Raw genomic sequence first — 20,961 nt, forward strand, 5'->3', positions numbered from 1 at the left:
GCGGCGGGTTGTGAAATGATTGTGAATGAAAAAGCCCCCTCCCGGCATGGGAGAGGGCACGGGCTAGGGCCGGGGGATGCCGTACGCTCCGGTGACGGCGTCCTGCCACAGAGGCAGATGGGGCGGGCGGAAGGTGAAATAGATGAACAAAAACGCCAGAATCCACAGCACCAGCAGCCCTGCCACCTGACGCCACAGGGCGCTGGAGCGCCGCCGCTCCAGCAGCACGAAGTCCACCGCGAACACGGCGGCGGCCGAGAGCACAAACACGGCGATATCCGCCCACAGCCAGTGGCGGCCGGTCACGCCGGTGTAGGTATAAAAGAGCACGGGGATGAGGGCAAGGCCCGCCAGCATCCCCGCCGCCCGGGCGGAGAGCACGTTGGGGTAGTTGCGGCCCAGGAAGCACACCTGGATCACGGAGAAGAAAAACACCGGGAAGAACAGCAGCTTCATGTGCTCCCAGGTGGACTCGTTCACGGCGGAAAAGGCCGCCGCCAGCACTGTGCCGCCGCTCCAATCATAGGTGAAATGGAGCAGCGTCCCCGCCGCCACCGCAAAAAGGAACCCCGCCGCCTCCCAGAAAAACAATCGCTTTCGCATCGCGGCCGCCTCCAACAAAAAAGACTGCGGCCCGGCAGCCGCAGTCTCATTGTACGCCGCGAAGGCGGAAAATATACCCTCAGACGAACACCGCCTGTACCAGCACCATATAGAGGGCGGTGCCCCCGGCGATGGACAACAGCACATTGCGCCGCCAGCAGTGGAGCACCGCCACCGCCGCCACGGACAAAATCTCCGCCGCCCCGTGGGGCGGCGCGGAAAACTCCACGCTGCGCAGGCAGTACACCACCAGAAGGCCCATGACCGCCGGCGGCAACACCTTCCCCAGATACAGCACCACCGCCGGAGGCCGCCGCTTTTCCGGAAACAGCCAGAAGGGAAGCCACCGGGTCAGCTGGGTGCCGGCCGCCAGGGCCAGGATCATGATGATCGTCTCCAGTCCCGTCAGACGCACAGCCGTTTCCTCCCTCCCAGTAAAATCGCCGTCATGATGACCATGGCAGGGATGACCAGGTTGTCCGGCCCGAACACTGCCAGGGACACCACCGCCGCGCCGATGCCCACGGCGCCGGGGACTCGCGCCTCCGGCTTTTTCCACTGCTCCAGAAACAGCACCACAAAAAGGGCCGTCAGGGCGAAGTCCAGCCCCGTGGTGTCAAAGGGGATGTGGCTGCCGGCCAGGGCCCCCAGAGCGGTGGCCCCAACCCAGTAGCTGTAGTCCAGCAGGGAGATCCAGAAGTAGAAGTCCCGCCGCGCTACTCCCTCCGGCGCCTCCAGGGTGGACACCAGGGAGAACGTCTCATCGCACAGCGTGGAGATGAGGAACGGCCGCACCCGGCCCAGCCCCCGGTACTTGTCCAGCAGGCTCAGTCCGTAGAAAAGGTGCCGGGCGTTGACCATCACCGAGAGCAAAAACGCCTGCACCGGGTCGAAGGCGGTGGTCAGCAGCGTGACGGCCACATACTGGATGCTGCCCCCCAGCACCAGGGCGCTCATGGCCGTGGCCCACACCACGCCGTAGCCCTTGGTCTGCATCAGCACGCCGTAGGCAAAGCCCAGCACCAAAAACCCCGTCATCACCGGGACGGTGGCGGGGAAGGCGGCCCGCAGCGCCGCCCGGCGTCCCTTGGTCGTCGATTCCATGGTGCCCCCTTACTTCATGACCGCCTGGGGGCAGGCGCCGCGGAAAAACGCCAGGAACGCCTCACAGGACGCGGCGGCGCCGTCCTTGAAAAAGCCGGACTTGTCCAGCCGCACCACGGTGCCGCCGTCGAAGATCACCGCCAGCCACTCCCCCTGGTCCCGGACCTCCTTCACCTGGTCGTAGGTCTTTTCCGCCTGGGCGGCGGCGTCGCGGACGGTGATGGTCTCCGCCCCGAAGGTGACGGTGCGGTGCCAGGCGTCCACGCCCCACTGGGAAAGCAAGCGGCGGTACTGGTTGCGGGCCATGATGGGCAGGTAGAACTTCATCCGGAACACCGTCAGCACCAGCAGCAGGGCAAACAGCGCCGCATAGCCCCAGTTGCCGTCCAGCACCGAGCGCACCGCCATCACGGCGCAGCCTGCCGCCACCACCAGGGGCAAAAGCGGGATGCGCCGCCGTCCCGCCAGCAGCACCGGCCGCCGGGCCCAGTCCACGTACAGCGCCTGAGTAATCTCATAGCGATTTTCAAACATAAGTGCCTCCTTGCCCTCCGGGCATCTGAAAAAAGAGGGCGGGCCTGTGCCCGCCCTCTCCGGGTTATGTCACATTCTCTCCGGCGCGTCCACGCCGATGAGCTTCAGGCCGTTTTTGAGCACCACGCGGGTGTCGTCGGCCAGCTTGAGCCGGGCGGCCATGACGCCGCGCTCCTCGCCCTTGATGCGGCAGGCGCTGTAGAAGCGGTGGAAGCAGCCGGCCAGCTCCTGGAGATAGCGGTTGATGTGGCTGGGATCGTAGTCCCGGGCGGCGAGCTTGATCTCCTCGCAGAACTGGGCGATCTGCTTGATGAGGGCCTTTTCCGTCTCGCCGGTGAGCACGGACATGTCCACGTCCGCCTGGTCGGGCACGCTGACGCCCTCCTCGCCCAGGGCCCGCAGCAGCGAGCAGATCCGGGCGTGGGCATACTCCACGTAGTAGATGGGGTTCTCGCTGTCCTCCCGGACGGCCAGACCCAGGTCGAAGTCCATCTGGGTGTCGGGCTTGGCGTTGAAGAACCAGCGTGCGGCGTCCACGGGGATCTCGTCCAGCAGGTCGCTCAGGGAGATGGCCTTGCCGGTGCGCTTGGACATACGCACCACCTCGCCGTCCCGCAACAGCTTGACCAGCTGCATGAGCACGATGTCCAGCTTCTCGGAGCCATTGAGGCCCAGGGCGTCCAGTGCCCCCTTCAGACGGGCCACATGGCCGTGGTGATCGGCGCCCCAGACGTTGATGACCTTGTCGAAGCCCCGGACGGCGAACTTGTTGCGGTGGTAGGCGATGTCGGCGGCAAAGTAGGTGTAGAAGCCGTTGGCCCGGCGCAGCACGTCGTCCTTGAGGTCCAGCTTCTCAATGTCCGCCTCCTTCTTGCCGGCCTTGCGGAAGTGCTCCCGGAGGATGTCGGCGGTCCGGAGCCACAGCGCCCCGTCCTTTTCGTAGGTCCAGCCCTTCTCCGTCAGAAGGTCCACAGTCTCGGCCACATACCCGCTTTCGTGGAGGGTGGACTCATAGAACCAGTTGTCGTAGTGAATCTTGTACCGGGCCAGGTCGGACTTCATCTTGGGCAGGTTCACGGAAAGGCCGAACTGGGCCAGCTTCTCCTGACGCTCCGCCTCGGGCACGTCCAGAAGCTCCTTGCCATGCTGATCGTAGTAGGCCTGGGCCAGGTCCCGGATGTCGCCTCCCTGGTAGCCGTCGGCGGGGAATTCCACCGCGTCCTCCCCCAGGATGATCTGGAGATACCGGGCCTCGATGGAGTGGGCGAACTTGTCGATCTGGTGGCCGGCGTCGTTGACGTAGAACTCCCGGGTCACGTCGGCGCCGCAGGCGGTGAGGACGCTGGCCAGGGTGTCGCCCAGCACGCCGCCCCGGGCGTTGCCCATGTGCATGGGGCCGGTGGGATTGGCGGAGACGAACTCCACCATGATCTTCTGGCCCTTGCGGGTGTCGTTGGTGCCGTAGGCGCCGCCCTCGGACTCCACGGCGCCCATGACGCCGGCGTACCAGCTGTCGTGGAGGCGGAAGTTCAGAAAGCCCGGGCCGGCGATCTCGGCGGAGGCAAAGTAGGTGCCCTCCAGGTCCATATGATCCAGCAGCGCCTGGGCGATGTTCCGGGGGGGCTGGCGCAGCGCCTTGGAGGCGGCCAGGGCGAAGGTGGTGGTAAAGTCGCCGTTGGCCGTGTCCTTGGGGATCTCCACCGGCGCGGTCTTGACCTCCGCCCGGGGCAGCGTGCCGTCGGCCACCGCCGCCTCGTAGGCGGACATGGCCAGCTGTGCCGCCTGGTCCTTCGCGTTTTGAATCATGTTGATCATATCTGAAAAATCCTCTCTCGTTTGATTTTTTATCGTTCCTTCCGCCTGACCTGGATCTTGAAGCAGTTGCGCCCGGTCACCGTGTGCTCTACGGCGATGGAGTAGCGGATCTCCATGACGCCGCCCCGCTCGGTGAGGTTGTGGCGCAGGCGGCTGGTCTGGATATCCACGGCCAGCTCCCCGTAGGGCGTCTCGTAGAGGGAGGTGTGCTGCCGTCCCTCCTCAAAGATCATCTGGGAGTTGACGCTGCCCGCCCGGGTCAGCGTCACCCTTCCGTCCTCCACGGCAAACGTGGTGACGGTACCCTCCATACCGGTGAGGGCCGTCTCCTCATAGGTCAGGACCAGTCCCCGGTCCGTCAGCTCCAGGGTGCCCTCGGTCATCAGCTCCGTCTCGTCGGGGTCGATGCCGTCAAAATACTGTTCGCCCCGGATACGCAGCAGCACCGGCAGCTTCTCCTGTTCAATAGCGTTCAATGTCGATCCTCCGTGCCGCGTGATGAAGGTCCTCCTGCAAAAAGAGGGAGGCCAGGTGCTCAAAATCCTCCGCCCGGTCGCTGACGAAAAACTCCGACTCGCCCCGGCGGTTTTCGTCGGCCCGCAGGCCTCTGGCCTTGAGCATGCGCTTGAGCTCGAAGGCGGACTCCTCCCCGGCGGACACCAGCTCCACGCCCGGCCCCATGATCCCGGCGATCACGTCGGTGAGGAGGGGGTAGTGGGTGCAGCCCAGAATGAGGGTGTCGATGCCGGTCTGGCGCAGGGGCTCCAGATACTCCCGGGCCACCGTCTCGATGACCACGTCCCCCGGCCGCACCCGGCCGTTTTCCACCAGGGGCACCAGCAGCGGGCAGGCCTTCTCCGTCACCTGGATCTCCGGGTCCAGCCGGTGCAGCGCCGCGCCGTAGGCCCCGGAGCGGACGGAGGCGGGGGTGGCGATCATGCCCACACGCTTGTTCTTCGTCACCGCCGCGGCCCGGCGGCAGGTGGGCTCCACCACCCCCACCATGGGCAGGTCGTTTTCCGCCTGGAGGGTGGAAAGGGACGTGGTGGTCACCGTGCCGCAGGCGATCAAAATGGCCTTGAGGTCAAAGCTGCGCAAAAACCGCACGTCCTGCCGGGCATACTTCAAAATGGTCTCCCGGGACCGCCCGCCGTAGGGCACCCGGGCGGTGTCGCCGAAATAGATGAGATTTTCCTCCGGCAGGATCTTCCACAGGGCGCGCACTGCCGTCAGCCCGCCCAGGCCGGAATCAAAAACGCCGATGGGTCGCATATCCATACGCTTGATCGAACTCCTTCTGTCCATCCGGGCGGGCCGGAACCTCAGTTACATCCGAGTTATATATTATACTATGGGCACCGGGCAGCCGCAAGACAGATTTTAGTCTTTTTACCCGCTTTTTTGTGTGGAATTTTGCCCGCGGCTTTGCTATAATCATACCGTATGAACAACGTGAACCAAGCGGGAGGTGTTTATCCAATGAAGATCGAGCTGACGGACCGGCAGTTCCGCTATCTGCTGGACCTGGTGTACATAGGCAACTGGGTGATCAATTCCACCCGGGAAAACGACCGCATCGAGGAGTATGACCAGGTGGAGAGCCTGGTGTTTTCCCACTGTCTCCAGCACAAGATGAGCAAGCTGGTGGAGCTGTACCGGGGTGAGGTGATCCCCTCCCGTGCCTTCGCCGACGGCGGCATCCATGAGGCCATCGAAAACTACGAGGACGTGGTGTTCTACGAGATTCTGGCCGAGGAGCTGGCCCTGCGGGACATGGACGGCGAGCCCCTGACCTGGGAGAATTACAGCGAGCTGATGGACCGGATCGACGCGTATTTGTCGGAGTTCGACCAGCACGGCACGGATAACATCAGCGTGGATATGGACGAGTGAGCCATCCGCCGCCCGTCCGGGAAGTACAAGGGAACGAAAAGGAGAAGCGTATGAGTGAGACATCCAAGGTGTATTTTGCGGATTTCCGGTGCCCCAGCTGGCGGGAGAACCTGCCCCAGAAGCTGGCCCGGCTGATGATGACTGCCGGCTTCGGCGACATCGACATGGACGGTAAGTACGTGGCCATCAAGATGCATTTCGGTGAGCCGGGGAACCTGGCCTACCTGCGGCCCAACTGGGCCAAGGCGGTGGCGGACCTGGTCAAGAGCCAGGGCGGCAAGCCCTTCCTCACCGACTGCAACACCCTGTATGTAGGCGGCCGGAAAAACGCCCTGGACCACATTGAGTCCGCCTATGTCAACGGCTTCACCCCCTACTCCACCGGCTGCCACATCCTCATTGCCGACGGCCTCAAGGGCACGGACGAGGTGGAGGTGCCCGTGGAGGGCGGCGAGTACGTCAAGTCCGCCAAGATCGGCCGGGCGGTGATGGACGCGGACGTGTTCATCTCCCTGACCCACTTCAAGGGCCATGAGCAGGCGGGCATGGGCGGCACGCTGAAAAACATCGGCATGGGCTGCGGCTCCCGGGCCGGCAAGATGGAGCAGCACAACTCCGGCAAGCCCTTCGTCAAGGAGAAGCTGTGTGTCGGCTGCGGCTCCTGCGCCCGGATCTGCGCCCACGACGCTCCCCAGATCTCCGGCGGCAAGGCCACCATCGACACGGATAAGTGCGTGGGCTGCGGCCGGTGCCTGGCCGTGTGCCCCAAGGACGCCATCCAGTGCCTCTACGACGAGGCCCCGGCCATTTTGAACAAGAAGATCGCCGAATACACCAAGGCCGTGGTGGACGGCCGTCCCTGCTTCCACGTGTCGCTGGTGGTGGATGTGTCCCCCAACTGCGACTGCCACGCGGAAAACGACGTGCCCATCGTCTCCGATGTGGGCATGTTCGCCTCCTTCGACCCCGTGGCCCTGGATCAGGCCTGCGCCGACGCGGTGATGGCCCAGCCCTCCGCCCCCGGCTCCGTCCTCTTCGACAAGGGCTGCGACGGCAGCTGCGCCGACCACTTCCGGGCCGTCCATCCGGACACGGAGTGGCAGGTGTGCCTGGAGCACGCGGAAAAGCTGGGCATCGGCACCCGCAAGTACGAGCTCATCAAAATCTGAACCATGGCAAAACGCCGCCGCGGCACACCGCGGCGGCGTTTTTTTGTGCTCCGGCCCGCCTTATGCGAAGGTCACCACGGTGCCGGTTTTGCCGTCCAGGGCCTCCAGGGCCTTGTCCAGGCTGGTGATGATGGCCCGCTTGCTGGGGTTGGCCCGGACGAATTTCATGGCCGCCTCCACCTTGGGCAGCATGCTGCCCACGCCGAACTGGCCCTCCCGCACATACCGGGCGGCCTCCTCCAGCGTCAGCTGACCCAGGTCCTGCTGGTCCGGCTGGCCGAAGCGGATGGCCACCTTCTCCACCTCCGTGAGAATGAGCAGCACGTCCGCCGCCACCTCCTCGGCCAACAGCTCGGCGGCAAAGTCCTTGTCGATGACGGCGGCCACTCCCTCCAGGGTACCATCCGGGTTTTCCACAACCGGCACGCCGCCGCCTCCGCAGGTGATGACAATGGCGTGGTCCCACAAAAGCCGTACCGCCCCGATTTCCACAATCCGTCTGGGCTGGGGGGAAGCCACCACCCGGCGCCAGCCACGGCCGGCGTCCTCCCGCATCACATAGCCCTTCTCCCGCTCCAGGCGCTCCGCCTCCTCGCGGCTGTAAAAAGGCCCGATGGGCTTGGTGGGATTCTGGAAGGCCGGGTCGGCCCGGTCCACCACCACCTGGGTGGTCAGGGATACCACCGGGTAGTCCTTGCGCCGGCGGCTGAGGGCATACTTGAGGGATTGCTGGATATGATAGCCGATATAGCCCTGGCTCATGGCGCCGCACACGTCAAAGGGCATGGGCGGCACCACATCCTTGGCCGCCTCGCTGGCCAGAACGATCCGGCCCACCTGGGGCCCGTTTCCGTGGACCACCGCCACCTCGTAGCCCCGCTGGCTGATGCGGGCAATGGACTCGCAGGTGCGCTTGACCGTCTCCAGCTGAGCCTGGGCCGTGGGTTCGGCCCCCTTGGACTGCAGGGCGTTGCCGCCCAGGGCGATGACAATTCTCTCCGGCATATACGCGTCTCCTTTCCGTATTCACCCTGATAGTCTGCGCCGCCGCGGCCGGATTATGCGCCGCCGGTCTTGCCGCGCCCCCACATGTGTGGTAAAATGCCCCCGGGAGGGATGCGGGTGTATACCGAATACCACAGAGAATTCAGCGGCGCGCTGGCCCGGGAGATCGAGTACAAGGTCTACGGGCGGGGCGGCGTGCCGGTTTTGGCCTTTCCCTGCCGGAACGGCCGCTTTTACGAATGGGAGGACGCGGGGGTCATCCACGCCCTGGCCGGGGAGCTGAGCGCGGGGCTCATCCAGCTCTTTGTCACCGACCCGCCGGACGGCCAGGTGCTCTGCCCCGGCGATCCCCGGCAGCGGGCAGAGCACTACGAGGCCTGGTACCACTATGTCACCGAGGAGCTGACCAACTGCGTCCGGCAGATCAACGGCCGGAACCTGCCGCCCCTGGTCACCGGCTGCGGCATGGGCGCCTACCACGCCGCCAACCTGTTCTTCCGCCGGCCGGACCTGCTGGGGGGCGTGGTGGCATTGTCCGGCGTGTACGACACCGCCGGGCTCTACGACGGCTACATGGACGAGACCGTCTATTTCAACGACCCCTGCGCCAGCCTTGCCAATCTGCCGGCGGACCACCCCTATGTGGAGTTGTTCCGCCGCCGTCCCCTGTTTTTCTATACCGGGGCGGGTACCGGCGAGGATGAGACCCTGCGCTCCACCGGCCGCCTGACGGACATCCTGGCGGGGTTGGACATTCCCGTTTTTTGGCAGCAGCAGGGCGCCGACGCAGGACACGGCTACGCCTGGTGGACCCGGCAGCTGACAACGCTGCTTACCCAGGCGGCATTCCGGGCCGGCGCCCGCTGATCGTACACAGATGACGCGCAACTAACAGCGTGCACCGGCATCGGGTGCGCGCTGTTTTTTTGTCTGCCGCCCTACGCTCATACTTTTCTCCGCCGCCGGGCATGCTAACGGCAATCCAACTGCGAGGTGAGTGCAATGACCAACAAACGCCTGGGCCGGCAGACCGTGGCCCTGTCCGCCCCGCCCTCCATCTGCGCGGGGGCCTGCGTGGGCGGCAAGATGGAAAAGGAGGGGCCTCTGGCGGCGTGGTTCGACTACCTGGACGAGGACTCCTTCTTCGGCCAGCAAACCTGGGAAAAGGCGGAGTCCTATATGCAGCAAAAGGCCCTGACCCTGGCCCTGGAGAAGGCGGGGCTCGCGCCGGAGAACCTGGACTACGTGCTGGCGGGCGACCTTTTGAACCAGTGCATCGGCTCGTCTTTTTGCCTGCGCTCGTTTCAGATCCCCTTCTACGGGCTCTATGGCGCCTGCTCCACCATGGGGGAGTCCATGTCCCTTGCCTCCCTGCTCATCGACGGAGGGTTTGCCCGCCGTGCGGCCGCCATGACCTCCTCCCACTTCTGTACGGCGGAGCGGCAGTACCGCATGCCGGTGCCCTACGGCAACCAGCGCCCGCCCACGGCCCAGTGGACGGCCACGGCCGCCGGGTGCACTATCCTGGAAGCGGAGGGCAAGGGCCCCTATATCACCCACGTGACCTGCGGCAGGATCGTGGACAAGGGCATCTGCGACGCCAACAACATGGGCGCCGCCATGGCCCCCGCCGCCTACGACACCCTCTCGGCCTTCTTCCGGGACACGGGCACGGCGCCGGAGGACTACGACCTGATCGTCACCGGGGATCTGGGCAAGCTGGGCCACGAGATCGTGGCAGACCTGTTCCGGCGGGACGGCGTGGAGCTGGGCAGCCGCTTTTGCGACTGCGGATTGCTGCTCTACGACCTTTGCCGGCAGGATATGCACGCCGGCGCCTCCGGGTGCGGGTGCTCCGCCTCCGTGTTCAACGGGTATCTGCTCTCCGGACTGCGGGAGGGGAAGTGGCGGCGGATCGTGTTCGCCCCCACCGGCGCCCTGCTCTCGCCCACCAGCGCCTTTCAAAAAGAGTCCATTCCGGGCATCTGCCACGCGCTGTGCATCAGCGCCCTGGGCTGACCGCCCGGGCCATCAGGAGGTCACTATGGAATATCTCAACGCGTTTTTGTGCGGCGGCATTCTCTGCGCCATCGGACAGATTCTCATCGACCGCACCACCCTCACCCCCGCCCGCATCCTCACCGGCTACGTGGTGGCCGGCGTGGTGCTCAGCGCCCTGGGACTCTACGAGCCCCTGGTCCGCTGGGGCGGCGCCGGGGCCACCGTCCCCCTGACGGGCTTCGGCCACCTGCTGGCCAACGGCGCCCGGCAGGCCGTGGCGGAAAAGGGCTGGCTGGGGGTGCTCACCGGCCCCCTGGGCGCGGCCGCCGGCGGCATCACGGCGGCGGTGGTGTTCGGCGCGGCGGCGGCGTTTTTGTTCCGCCCCGGCAGCAAGCGGTAAACGGAGAGGACGCGCAAAGGCGCGTCCTTTTTCGTCTTTTTTTGTCACCATTTTGTTGTTCCTTCCGTCTGGAAAACTGGTATACTGAAAATAACCTATTTTTCGACAGAAAGGACCATCATCATGCGTCGCTGGATCTGCTTTTTCCTGGCCGTATGCTGCCTGCTGAGTCTGTGCGCCTGCGGCCAGACCCCGGAGCAATCCGACTCCCAGGACCCCGCCGGGGAGGAATCCCAGGAGCCCGAGGCCCCGCCGGAGCCGGAGCCCTATTCCATTTACGACCCCACCGTCATGCCGGAGGGCGGCACCCGGGACGGCGTCACCTACGCCGCCTACGACGGCATTGTGGAGCACCTGTTTTTCCACCCGGTGGTGGCTTACCCGGAGCTGGCCTTTGACGGCGACGCCCAGTCCGACGGCATCGACGACTACATGGTCACCGCCGACGAGTACCGCAAGATCCTCCAGAGCGTCTATGACCGGGGCTACGTGCTGGTGGACATCGCCGACGTGTGGAGCGAGACCACGGACGAGAGCGGCAACGCCAAAATGGTAAAGAACACCCTCTACCTGCCGGAGGGGAAAAAGCCCCTCATCCTCTCCTTCGACGACACCAACTACTATGAGTACATGCTCGCCAACGGCTTTACCTACAAGCTGATCCTGGGCGAGGACGGGAAGATCGCCTCCTGGGGCAAGGACCCCCAGGGCAACGAGGTTGTCTCCCGGGACCTGGACGCCATCCCCATTCTGGACAAGTTCGTGGAGGAGCATCCGGACTTCTCCCCCTTCGGCGCCAAGGGCTGCCTGAGCCTGACCGGCTATGAGGGCATTCTGGGCTACCGCACCCAGACGGACACCAAGAGCTGGACGGAGGCCCAGGAGCAAAACCGCCAGAAGGAGCGGGAGGCCGTCAAACCCATCATTGCCGAGCTCAAGCGCACCGGCTGGACCTTCGGCAGCCACACCTGGGGCCACATCCGCCTGGGCACCAAGTCCCTGGAGTCCATCCAGGCGGACACCAAGCGGTGGCTGGACGAGGTGGGCTCCCTGGTGGGCCCCACCACCATCTTGTTCTACCCCCACGGCGAGCGGCCCGACGGGGACGACTGGAAAAAGACCGGCCCCGTGTTCCAGTACCTCCAGAGCCAGGGCTTCCGGGTGTTCTGCTCCGTGGGCATCAACAGCTTCAGCTATATCAAAAAGGACATCTGCGCCGTCATCTGCGACCGGCTCCACCCGGACGGCACCACCCTCCGTGGAAGCGACAAGGTGATCGGCTGGTACAGCCAGTTCTACGACGCCCGGGACATCATTGACCTGGACGTGCGGCCGGACCGGGGCGTCAAGTGGACCCCCAAGAGCGGCGCTTGACCGTACAGGAAAGGAGAACCGCCATGAAAAACAGCGGTATTTGCCCCAAATGCGGCAGCGGGGACATTTTGAAAGTTCTCAGCTACACCAACCGTTTCGGCGGCGGAGATGTCATTTTGACAGATAATACGCTACCGGTTTCGCTCTGCGGTGTTCGGGTCCCCCGTTATGTCTGCTGTGCCTGCGGTTATTCCGAGGAGTGGATCGATCCCAAAAACCTTTTGAAACTCAAAAAACAATACGGCCGCCCGTGAGACTGCCGCATCACCACACAGAAAAGGAGTGGTTCCATGACCCGTGAAGAACTCAAAGCCGCCGCTGTTGCCATGCTGGACCGGGCCTATGTGCCCTACTCCCACTTCCCCGTGGGGGCGGCACTGGAGTGCGCCGACGGCACGGTGTTCACCGGCTGCAACATCGAAAACGCCGCCTACTCCCCCACCATCTGCGCCGAGCGGTGCGCCGTGGCCAAGGCGGTCAGCGAGGGGCACCGGGACTTTGTGCGCATCGCCATCGCCGGCACCGGGCCGGACTTCTGCGTCCCCTGCGGCGTGTGCCGACAGGTGCTCTCGGAGTTTGCCCCGAATCTGGAGGTCATCTGCCTGAGCGGCGACGGCCGGGAGCTTGCCACCACCCTCTCTGCCCTGCTGCCCCACGGCTTCGGTCCCGGAAATCTGGAACACGCCCAATCATGACCCCAAACGGCAAAGCCCGCGCCGTGCCGGCGCGGGCTTTTTTTCAGTATACCATCCCCGTCCGGCTGTAAAACCACAGAACCCTGCCCGGTTGGATACGAAATATTGTTATATTAGCAGCAAAATATTTATTTTATTACCATTAAGTGTACAGCTTTGATCTCTCTTCCAACACCACGCTTCCACGTGAAAGAAAGGATGTTTTATGAAAAGACTGCTCACCCTGCTGCTGACCCTCTCCCTGGCGGCCTCCCTGGCCGCCCCGGCCATGGCCCGGGAGACGTCGTTCTTCTCCGCTTTCCCGGAGGAGATCCCCCAGCAAAACCGCTCCTGGAATGAGGCGGCCGCCCAGGCGGACAGCGCCCTCACCGCCCTGGAATCGGCCCTGGCCGCCGGCCGTGACGCCACCGCGCTCTTCTCCCTGTGGCAGACCGCCGCCGGCACCCTCACCGCCCTGGACACCGCCTATTCGTTTTTGACCGTGGACTACGCCCGGGACCCCGCCGCCTGGGGCGGAACCTATACCGCCGGCACGGCCCAGTCCGCCCGGCTGAATAACCGCTACCTGGCTGTCACACAGCAGCTGCTCTCCTCCCCCTGCGCCTCCCGGCTGGAGGCGGAGCTGGGAGATACGGCGGAGAGCTTCCGGCAGACCGCCGCCAGTACGCCGGAGCAGCTGGCCATGCTGGAGGAGGAGACGTCCCTGGTGAACGACTACTGGCAGGCCATGGCCGGGACCTACTCCGCTCCGGCGGCGGGACGGACCTGGACGATGGAGGAGGCGTCCGCCGCCTATGATGCCGGGACCTTGTCCGAGGCGGACTACCTGGCGGTGCAGCAGGAAGTGTCCCGGGTCCAGAACGCCGGCGCCGCCCCCATTCTGGTGAAGCTGGTGGCGCTGCGCAACCGCTACGCCGCCTCCCTGGGCTACGACTCCTACGCCGACTACGCCTACCAGGTGGTCTACGGCCGGGACTACGACCCCCAGGAGGCCCGGGCCCTGCAGGAGGCGGTGAAGACGTACATCGTCCCCCTCTACCAGCTTCTGGGCAGCGCCCAGGCCCTGCACCCGGAGCTGGGCATGGGGCATCTGAGCGGCCTTTCGGGGCTGGACCAGGAGACGCTGCTGGATCTGGCGGAGCCTGTCATCAAAGAAGTCTCCGACGAATACGCGGCGCTCTACGACTACATGCGCGCCCAGAACCTGTGCGACATCGGGCCTCTGGCCACCAAGGCCGCCAAGGGCTTTACCGTGGCCCTGCCGGAGTACGGCTCCGCCTACCTCTTCAACGCGCCGGACGGCTCCTTTTACGATCTGGACGCCCTGACCCATGAGTTCGGCCACTTTGCCGACTTCTGCCTGGCCCCGGACCAGATCTCCTGCTACGATACCGCCGAGATCTGCTCCCAGGGGCTGGAGGTGCTCTCCCTCCACAACGCCGGGGCCCTGGCCGGTCCGCGCGGCGGGGCGGCCTACCGCACCGCCGTGGTGACCCAGATGCTCCACAGCGTCATCTCCGGCTGCCTGGAAGACGAGTTCCAGCAGCAGGTCTACGCCGCCGGGAACCTGACGGTCCGGGAGATGAACCGGCTCTACGGAAGTCTGTCCGCGGAGTACGGCTTCCCTCCCGCCGAGGAAGCTTACGGCTGGGTGCAGATCTCCCACACCTTTGAGATGCCCTTCTACTACATCAGCTACGCCACCTCCGCCCTCTCCAGCCTGGAGATTCTGGCCCGGTCCCTGGACGACTTCGACGCCGCGGCGGACACCTACCTCTCCCTGGTGGCCCTGACGGACAGCACCGGCTACCGGGACGCCCTGGCACGGACGGGCCTTTCCGACGTGTTTGCAGGCGACGGGACCGTGGCGGACCTGGCCGGCGGCATCCTGGACTATCTGGAGTCCGGGATTCTGGATGTCCCGGTCCCGGCGGACGCGGCAGGCTCCTGGGCAAAGGACAGCATCGGCATCTGCCGCCTGCTGGATCTCTTCCCCGCCGGCGGGCAGCAGTTCCGCCCCCAGGCGGTCCTGACCGCCCCGGAGGCCGTGGAGGTGCTGGGGCGGGCCGCCGGCACCGGCATCCAGGCATCGGACGCCGGGCTTTCCGATCCGGCAAGCGGCACGGTGACCCGCCAGGCGCTGGTGTCCGCCCTGTGCCGCCTGCTGGACGCCCAGGCGGACCCCGCAGTGCTCCGCTCCTTTCCCGACGCCGCACAGGTCTCCCCGGAGGCGGCAGGGGCCATGGCCTGGGCCGTGGAGACGGGTCTGGTCCGGGGCACCTCCCAGGGCCTGCTGGCTCCCGACCGGGCCATCACCCGGGCTGAGACTGCGGCCATCCTCAGCCGCCTGTTCTGGTAAATGCCCGTAAAATGAAGCCACGGCGGGGTCCCGAATGGGACCCCGCCGTGGCTTTGTGGGTTTACACCACTTTTTCGAAGTAGAAGAACGTGTCGTCCGCGCCCTTTTTCCGCATACAGGACGAGAGCATCTTGTAGGAGGCCTGGTTCTCCTTGAAGCACTTGGCCACCACCCGGCTCAGATGCACCTTGTAAAGGGCCCAGTCCGCCACGGCGGCAAAGGCCTCGGTGCCGTAGCCGAAGCCCGCGTAGGCCTTGTCGATCCGGCAGCCCAGCTCCGCGCCGCCCCGGCAGTCGAACCGGTAGAGCACCGCCTCGCCGATGAGCTTGCCGTCCAGCCGGACGGCGAAATTGGCCGCCTGGCGGTTTTCAAAGTCACGGTTTGCCACGTCGAAGAAGCTGCGCTCGGTGACGGGGCCGCCCAGGCCGCCCACGTCGTCGTAGCCCCACCAGCGGTTGCGCTCCCCGTCCAGCACCAACGCGTTGTAGGTGGGGATGTCCGCCTCCGTCAGGGCCGAGAGGGTCAGCCGCTCCGTCTTCAGCTCGGGAATGGCCCGCACATGGGCAAAGAGCTCATTCTGGGGCTCGAAGCGGTACTTGGGCGCCAGCTTGGCCGGGCCGTACTGGAGCTTGGAGGTCCGCAGGCCCCGGTCCGCCGCGTCGTCCTCCCGGTTGATCCACTGGCAGCCGTCTCCGTAGGCGTCGGCAAAGGCCTGCACCAGCGTGGGATAGACGCCGGTGTAGGAGTAGAGGGCCTTTTCAATGTGGATAATCAGCGTCTCGCCGCACTTTTCCGCCAGGGACAGGGCAATGAGCTTGTCCCCGTCGAACATGCCGCCGGCAAGGAACCAGGGCTTGCCCGCCATGCCCAGCATCTTCTTGGCCAGCTTCAGCTCATCCCGGGCCTTGGCGTTGTCCCCCTTGGGGAACTCCGCCTCGTAGTCCGTCCAGAATTGCTCGATGACCGCCTGGTCGTCCTTGCCCAGGGGCCGGAACTGGGCATCCGGCCACTTGGAGCGGAACTTGTTGATGTGGTTGCGCTGACCGGAGTAGCGCCGCCCGGCAAACAGCTGCAGATCCTCCCGGTAGTAGACGTAGTCCCGCCAGGTGCGCACGTCGCTCACCCGCACGTAGGGGTACCGGCTCAGAAGCCGGGCCGCCTTGCAGTCGGGCACCACGGAGATCACCGGGGGGATTCCCTCCTCCAGGCAGTCATTTTCGATCAGCTCCAGCGCCGCGTCCTCATCGCCCTCGGGGCCGGGGACGGGATAGTCGAACACCACCTGTCCGTCGATGCAGTTGCGCACGATCAGGCACCCGGCCGCCTCCGTCCAGGTGGGATGGAGGGTACTGCGCCACATGAGCTTCGTGCCCACCGAGTACTCGCACAGGCCGTAGTCGCAGTGCTCATAGTACTTGCGCAGGGTGGGGGCACACTGTTTGGTCACGGATTGAAATTGTAACATGTGATTCTTCCTTGTCTTTCTTTTTATTGGAGGGTATGTCCGCCCGCCTCCCGTTCTCTTGACACCGGATGGAAAAGGGGGTATCCTACATGCAGAATCCGAATGAGGGGTATTCAAGAATAGAATAGGAGAGAGGGATTGTTGTGAAAAATGAGAGAGGCTCCTGGGCCAGCAACGTGGGGTTTTTGCTGGCGGCCATCGGCTCCGCCGTGGGGCTTGGAAACATCTGGGGCTTTCCGTACAAAATGGGAAAATCCGGCGGATTCACGTTTTTGATCGTGTATCTGCTGCTGGCGGTATTCGTGGGATTCATCGTCATGGTCAGCGAGCTGGCCATGGGCCGCAAGGTGGGTCAGGGGGTCATCGGCTGCTACACCAAGCTCTCCCGCCGCTTCAAGTGGGTGGGCTGGCTGGCAGTATTCTCCCCCTTCGTGGTCATGAGCTTTTACGCCGTTCTCGGGGGCTACTGCATCGAGTACATGGCCCTGAACCTGAGCACCCTGGCCTTCCCCACGGAGGTGGATACCGGCGCGGCGCTGTTTGACTCCATGCTGACCAACCCCTTCGGCAGCATCCTCTTCACGCTGCTGTTTCTGGTGATCTGCTATCTCATCAACCGGGGCGGCATCTCCGGCGGCATTGAAAAGTTCAACACCGTGGGCATGCCGGCGCTGTTCATCATGCTGGTCATCATCATCTGCCGCAGCCTGACGCTGCCCGGCGCCATGGAGGGTCTGAAATTCATGTTCGTGCCCGGCTACGCCGTTTCCGCCGGCTTCATCGACAAGGCCCCGGGCTTTTTGACGGTGCTGGCCACCGCCGGCGGGCAGATGTTCTTCTCGCTGTCGCTGGCCATGGGCGTCATGTTCACCTACGGCTCCTACCTGAAAAAGGACGAGGACCTGGTGAAAAACTCCGCCGTCATCGTGGGGGCGGACACCCTGGTGGCCGTCATGGCGGGCGTGGCGGTGATCCCCGCCGCCGTGGCCAACGGCATCCAGCAGGGCATGGATGTCAGTGAGATCGTCCTGGGCGGCCCCAGTTTGCTGTTTATCACCCTGCAGGACGTATTCAGCGCCATGGGGGCCATCGGGCCGCTGTTCGGCGTGATCTTCTATCTGCTGGTGCTCATCGCGGCCATCTCATCCGCCATCTCTTTGATCGAAGTGGTGGTGACGTTCTTCCTGGACCGCCGCTCCCTCCACGGGAAAAAGGGCGTGCGGGAGCGGGTGGTGCTCCTGGTATGCCTGGCCATCATGGCGGAGGCGGCGCTGGTGGCGGTGGACGGCCTGGGCCGCAACGGCGTGCCCGTGCCCTTCAAGGAGACCACCGCCCAGGTGCAGCTTTCCGACGGCAGCGAGGTAGCTCTCAAGGATGCCTCTGAGGCTATGATTGCCGACGGCACCGTGAAATATGCCCCCTGGAACGACAACTGGCTGGACTTCATGGACATGATGTCCGAGGGCATCGCCATGCCCCTGGGGGCCCTTTTGATGAGCCTGATGGTGGGCTGGGAACTGCGGCCCAAGGTGGTGATGGAGGAGGTGCATCTGGGCAGCAGGCGCCGGATCGACCGGTTCTACTCGTTGTGCGTCCGCTTCATCACGCCCATCGGCATGGTGCTGGTGCTGCTGGGCCAGGTGAACGACTTCTTCGCGCTGGGTCTCTTTGTCTGAGGCCCCATGGTTCATTTACTCCAATTTCACAAAAAATGCAGTTGCAAGTGCAACAGGAACGGAAAGCAGAGCCGGATGGCTCTGCTTTCTTGTCACTTCAGACCGATATAAGCCACGCCGTAGCAGCCGGGGCCGGAGTGGGTGCCGATGACGGCGCCCAGCTCGTCCCAGGCGTAGTCCCGGATGCCCAGGGCCTGGACGCACTTGTCCCGGTAGGCCTCCATGGTCTCCAGGCACCGGGAGTGGCCGAACATGACGCAGTGGCGGCTGTCCACCGGGTACTCCCGGAAAAAGTCCAGGGTGTAGCTGAGGATCTTCTGCTTGCCCCGCACCTGGCCCACGGACTTGACCTCCCCGTCCACGATGGCCACCACCGGGGAGATGCCCAGCATGGTGCCCAGTACGGCGGTGGACGCGGAGATGCGCCCGCCCATCTTCAGATACTTGAGGGTGCCGATGAAGGCCACGAACCGCACCCGGTGCCGCATCTCCTCCAGCGCCGCGGCGATCTGGGCGCCGGTGGCCCCGGCGTCCCGCATGCGCACCGCCTCCCGCACCAGAAGGCCCTCGCCGATGGTGACGTTCAGGGAGTCCACTAGGTAGAGCCGCTCTCCGCCTCTGGCCATGTCCTTGGCGATCCGGGCGGACTGGAACGTGCCGGACAATCGTGAGGACATGAGAATGGCCACCACCTCGTCGCCGCCCTCCAGCAGCGGCTCAAAGGTGTCGCAGTACTCCTGGGGGTTGACCTGGGTGGTCTTGGGCAGGACCTTGGCCTGGGCCTGCTTTTCATAAAATTGTTCTTTGGTAATGTCAACGCCGTCGGTATAGACGCCGTCCTCAAAGATGACCCGCATGTGGAGCATGTGGACGTTGAGCTCCCGCAGCTCCTCCTCGGTCAGATCGCTGGTGGAATCCGTGAGAATCTGGACTGCCATAAGGCGTTCTCCTTTCGCGGTTTTGACGCCGAATCGTTGGTATCTACTATATCAAACTCCCATAAAAAAGCAAGGGGCTTTCCCGTTGACACCGCCCCGCCGGTCTGCTTTACTATACAGGGAAAGCAACAAAGAGGAGGCGCTTTTTATGAGCGAATGGGAGCGGATGGTATCCGGAGAGATCTACTATCCCGGAGACGAGGAATTGTGGAAGGCCCGCTGCCGGGCCAAGGCACTTTGCCGGCAGTACAACGACGCCCCGCCGGAGGACGACAAAGCCCGGGACGAGATCCTGCACCAGCTGCTGGGGTCCGTGGGAAAGGACTGCTGGATCGAGCCCACGTTCCGCTGTGACTACGGCGTCAACATCACCGTGGGGGACTATTTCTTTGCCAATTACGACTGCATCTTCCTGGATATTGCCCCCATCACCATCGGCAACAACGTGATGATCGCACCCCGGGTGTGCCTTTATACCGCCGGGCATCCCATCTCCGCCTCCGTGCGCAACACGGGGCTGGAGTTCGGCGCCCCCATCACCATCGGAGATAACGTCTGGATCGGCGGCGGCGTGACCGTCTGCCCCGGCGTCACCATCGGCGCCGGCTCCATCATCGCCGCCGGGTCTGTGGTCACCCGGGACGTGCCGCCGGGGGTGGTGGCAGGGGGCAATCCCTGCCGGGTGCTGCGGCCCATCACCGAAGCGGACGAGGCCCGCTGGCAGTCCCGGCGCCTTGCCTATGAGACGGAGACCGGCAAGGCCCCCTGGCAGACACCCCAGACATGACCCTTCACGGCGTAAAAGCGCCCGGACGAAAGTCCGGGCGCTCTCTTTTTTCAGTTCATCTGACGGCGCCGGGAGAGGTTCATGGTGCCGTCCTGCATGTTGTTCAGGGAGTCCAGGCTCTTGCCGGTGCCGATGGCCACGCAGGAGATGGCGTCGTCGGCGATGACGGTGTGGATGCCGGTGCGGGCGGTGACCAGCTTGTCGAAGCCGGAGACCAGGCTGCCGCCGCCGGTCATGACGATGCCGTTGGTGGAGATGTCCGCCACCAGCTCGGGGGGCGTGCGCTCCAGCACGGAGTGGATGGCCTCCATGATGCGCTCCACAGGCTCTTCAAAGGCGTCCATCATCTCCACAGAGCTGACGGTAACCACACGGGGCAGGCCCGTGAGCAGGCACCGGCCCTTGACGTCCATGGTTTCCTCTTCCTCCTTGGGGAACACGCAGCCGATCTGCTTTTTCATCTCCTCGGCGGTGCGCTCGCCCACCAGCAGGTTGTGCTTGCGGCGCATATACTTCACCACGGCCTCGTTGAGCTGGTCGCCGGCGATCTTGATGGAGGCGGACTCCACCACGCCGCTCAGGGAGATGACGGCGATGTCGGCGGTACCGCCGCCGATGTCCACTACCATGTGGCCGTCGGGCTGGGTGATGTCGATGCCGGCGCCGATGGCGGCGGCCACGGGCTCTTCAATGAGGTACACCTTCCGGGCGCCGGCCTGGATACCGGCGTCGATGACGGCGCGCTCCTCCACCTCGGTGATGCCGGAGGGGACGCAGATGATGACCCGGGGCTTGAAGAAGGACACGCCCGCCACCTTGTGGATGAACTCCCGGAGCATGCGCTCGGTCATGTCGTAGTCGGAGATGACGCCCTCCCGCAAAGGCCGGATGGCGATGATGTTGCCGGGGGTACGGCCCAGCATGGCCTGGGCCTCGGCGCCCACCTTCAAAAGCTTTCCGGTATTTTTATCCAGCGCCACCACAGAGGGCTCGTTGAGCACGATGCCCTTCCCCTTCACGTAAACCAGAACCGACGCGGTACCCAGATCGATACCGATATCCTTTGCCATGGCCATAGATTCCACCTCATTATCTAATCTTTCTTTCGTTATCTTCAGCGGCTTTCCCGCACACAGTCATACA

22 protein-coding genes are annotated in these 20,961 nt (G+C 64.6%); 11 read left to right on the top strand and 11 right to left on the bottom strand.

All coding sequences use genetic code 11. The features are described 5' to 3' along the window. Positions 1 to 63 precede the first annotated feature (63 nt). The 7 genes from QZS13_RS00910 to murI form a co-directional block, all read right to left on the bottom strand. Complete coding sequence (locus QZS13_RS00910; protein WP_295584322.1) at positions 64 to 603, bottom strand: DUF6512 family protein; 540 nt, start codon at positions 601 to 603, stop codon at positions 64 to 66. Positions 604 to 682: 79 nt separating this feature from the next. Continuing rightward, entirely contained in the window at positions 683 to 1,018 is a 336-nt protein-coding gene (locus tag QZS13_RS00915) for a branched-chain amino acid transporter permease (RefSeq protein ID WP_295584324.1), read from the bottom strand. Continuing rightward, positions 1,009 to 1,707 (bottom strand): AzlC family ABC transporter permease, encoded by a 699-nt coding sequence (locus tag QZS13_RS00920; protein ID WP_295584326.1) that lies wholly within the window; start codon positions 1,705 to 1,707, stop codon positions 1,009 to 1,011. The genes QZS13_RS00915 and QZS13_RS00920 overlap by 10 nt, the downstream gene beginning before the upstream one ends. A gap of 9 nt (positions 1,708 to 1,716) precedes the next feature. After that, on the bottom strand, positions 1,717 to 2,241 hold the full coding sequence (locus tag QZS13_RS00925; protein WP_295584328.1) for a hypothetical protein: 525 nt from the start codon (positions 2,239 to 2,241) through the stop codon (positions 1,717 to 1,719). Positions 2,242 to 2,310: 69 nt separating this feature from the next. After that, positions 2,311 to 4,056: an arginine--tRNA ligase gene (gene argS, locus QZS13_RS00930; RefSeq protein ID WP_295584331.1), complete on the bottom strand. Its 1,746-nt coding sequence runs from the start codon at positions 4,054 to 4,056 to the stop codon at positions 2,311 to 2,313. Between the two features lie 29 nt (positions 4,057 to 4,085). Beyond that, the gene (locus QZS13_RS00935; RefSeq protein ID WP_295584333.1) at positions 4,086 to 4,532 is read right to left on the bottom strand and encodes a DUF1934 domain-containing protein; all 447 of its coding nucleotides are present in this window, start codon (positions 4,530 to 4,532) and stop codon (positions 4,086 to 4,088) included. Next, a complete protein-coding gene (gene murI, locus QZS13_RS00940; protein WP_295584335.1) occupies positions 4,519 to 5,334 on the bottom strand; it encodes a glutamate racemase in 816 nt (271 codons plus the stop codon). The genes QZS13_RS00935 and murI overlap by 14 nt, the downstream gene beginning before the upstream one ends. A gap of 201 nt (positions 5,335 to 5,535) precedes the next feature. Here murI and QZS13_RS00945 point away from each other — a divergent pair, with 201 nt between their 5' ends. Together QZS13_RS00945 and QZS13_RS00950 are read left to right on the top strand one after the other, a co-directional pair. After that, a complete protein-coding gene (locus tag QZS13_RS00945; RefSeq protein WP_295584336.1) occupies positions 5,536 to 5,949 on the top strand; it encodes a hypothetical protein in 414 nt (137 codons plus the stop codon). 50 nt (positions 5,950 to 5,999) lie between these two features. Continuing rightward, on the top strand, positions 6,000 to 7,118 hold the full coding sequence (locus tag QZS13_RS00950) for a DUF362 domain-containing protein (protein ID WP_295584338.1): 1,119 nt from the start codon (positions 6,000 to 6,002) through the stop codon (positions 7,116 to 7,118). A 60-nt stretch (positions 7,119 to 7,178) separates the two neighbouring features. Here the strand turns inward: QZS13_RS00950 and arcC are convergent, their stop codons facing one another. Continuing rightward, the gene (gene arcC / locus QZS13_RS00955) at positions 7,179 to 8,123 is read right to left on the bottom strand and encodes a carbamate kinase (protein ID WP_295584340.1); all 945 of its coding nucleotides are present in this window, start codon (positions 8,121 to 8,123) and stop codon (positions 7,179 to 7,181) included. 117 nt (positions 8,124 to 8,240) lie between these two features. Between arcC and QZS13_RS00960 the strand changes: the two genes are divergently transcribed. The 7 genes from QZS13_RS00960 (at position 8,241) to QZS13_RS00990 (ending at position 14,952) form a co-directional block, all read left to right on the top strand. Further along, positions 8,241 to 8,990 (top strand): esterase, encoded by a 750-nt coding sequence (locus QZS13_RS00960; protein WP_295584342.1) that lies wholly within the window; start codon positions 8,241 to 8,243, stop codon positions 8,988 to 8,990. 135 nt (positions 8,991 to 9,125) lie between these two features. Continuing rightward, on the top strand, positions 9,126 to 10,142 hold the full coding sequence (gene spoVAD, locus QZS13_RS00965) for a stage V sporulation protein AD (RefSeq protein WP_295584344.1): 1,017 nt from the start codon (positions 9,126 to 9,128) through the stop codon (positions 10,140 to 10,142). Between the two features lie 25 nt (positions 10,143 to 10,167). Further along, positions 10,168 to 10,524 (top strand): stage V sporulation protein AE, encoded by a 357-nt coding sequence (gene spoVAE, locus QZS13_RS00970; protein ID WP_295584346.1) that lies wholly within the window; start codon positions 10,168 to 10,170, stop codon positions 10,522 to 10,524. Positions 10,525 to 10,647: 123 nt separating this feature from the next. Further along, positions 10,648 to 11,898, top strand: coding sequence for a polysaccharide deacetylase family protein (locus tag QZS13_RS00975; RefSeq protein WP_295584348.1), 1,251 nt, complete (start codon positions 10,648 to 10,650; stop codon positions 11,896 to 11,898). A gap of 23 nt (positions 11,899 to 11,921) precedes the next feature. Further along, complete coding sequence (locus QZS13_RS00980; RefSeq protein ID WP_295584350.1) at positions 11,922 to 12,152, top strand: hypothetical protein; 231 nt, start codon at positions 11,922 to 11,924, stop codon at positions 12,150 to 12,152. Between the two features lie 9 nt (positions 12,153 to 12,161). Next, the gene (gene cdd, locus QZS13_RS00985; RefSeq protein ID WP_366557930.1) at positions 12,162 to 12,593 is read left to right on the top strand and encodes a cytidine deaminase; all 432 of its coding nucleotides are present in this window, start codon (positions 12,162 to 12,164) and stop codon (positions 12,591 to 12,593) included. 205 nt (positions 12,594 to 12,798) lie between these two features. After that, positions 12,799 to 14,952 (top strand): S-layer homology domain-containing protein, encoded by a 2,154-nt coding sequence (locus QZS13_RS00990; protein WP_295584354.1) that lies wholly within the window; start codon positions 12,799 to 12,801, stop codon positions 14,950 to 14,952. A 61-nt stretch (positions 14,953 to 15,013) separates the two neighbouring features. Here QZS13_RS00990 and QZS13_RS00995 read toward each other — a convergent pair whose 3' ends face one another. Then, positions 15,014 to 16,417, bottom strand: a complete 1,404-nt coding sequence (locus QZS13_RS00995) for a GNAT family N-acetyltransferase (protein ID WP_295584357.1) — start codon at positions 16,415 to 16,417, stop codon at positions 15,014 to 15,016. 143 nt (positions 16,418 to 16,560) lie between these two features. Here QZS13_RS00995 and QZS13_RS01000 point away from each other — a divergent pair, with 143 nt between their 5' ends. Next, a complete protein-coding gene (locus QZS13_RS01000; RefSeq protein ID WP_295584359.1) occupies positions 16,561 to 18,093 on the top strand; it encodes a sodium-dependent transporter in 1,533 nt (510 codons plus the stop codon). 92 nt (positions 18,094 to 18,185) lie between these two features. Here QZS13_RS01000 and QZS13_RS01005 read toward each other — a convergent pair whose 3' ends face one another. After that, positions 18,186 to 19,031 carry a DegV family protein gene (locus QZS13_RS01005; protein WP_295584361.1) on the bottom strand — a complete coding sequence of 282 codons (846 nt, stop codon included), beginning with the start codon at positions 19,029 to 19,031 and terminating at the stop codon, positions 18,186 to 18,188. A 148-nt stretch (positions 19,032 to 19,179) separates the two neighbouring features. On the opposite strand from QZS13_RS01005, the gene QZS13_RS01010 reads away from it, so the two are divergent. After that, entirely contained in the window at positions 19,180 to 19,818 is a 639-nt protein-coding gene (locus QZS13_RS01010; protein WP_295584363.1) for a sugar O-acetyltransferase, read from the top strand. Positions 19,819 to 19,868: 50 nt separating this feature from the next. On the opposite strand, the gene mreB is transcribed toward QZS13_RS01010, so the two are convergent. Next, positions 19,869 to 20,894 (bottom strand): rod shape-determining protein, encoded by a 1,026-nt coding sequence (mreB, locus tag QZS13_RS01015; RefSeq protein WP_295584365.1) that lies wholly within the window; start codon positions 20,892 to 20,894, stop codon positions 19,869 to 19,871. Positions 20,895 to 20,961: the final 67 nt, after the last annotated feature.

It is taken from the genome of uncultured Oscillibacter sp., assembly GCF_900546705.1.
Lineage (GTDB): Bacteria > Bacillota > Clostridia > Oscillospirales > Oscillospiraceae > Oscillibacter.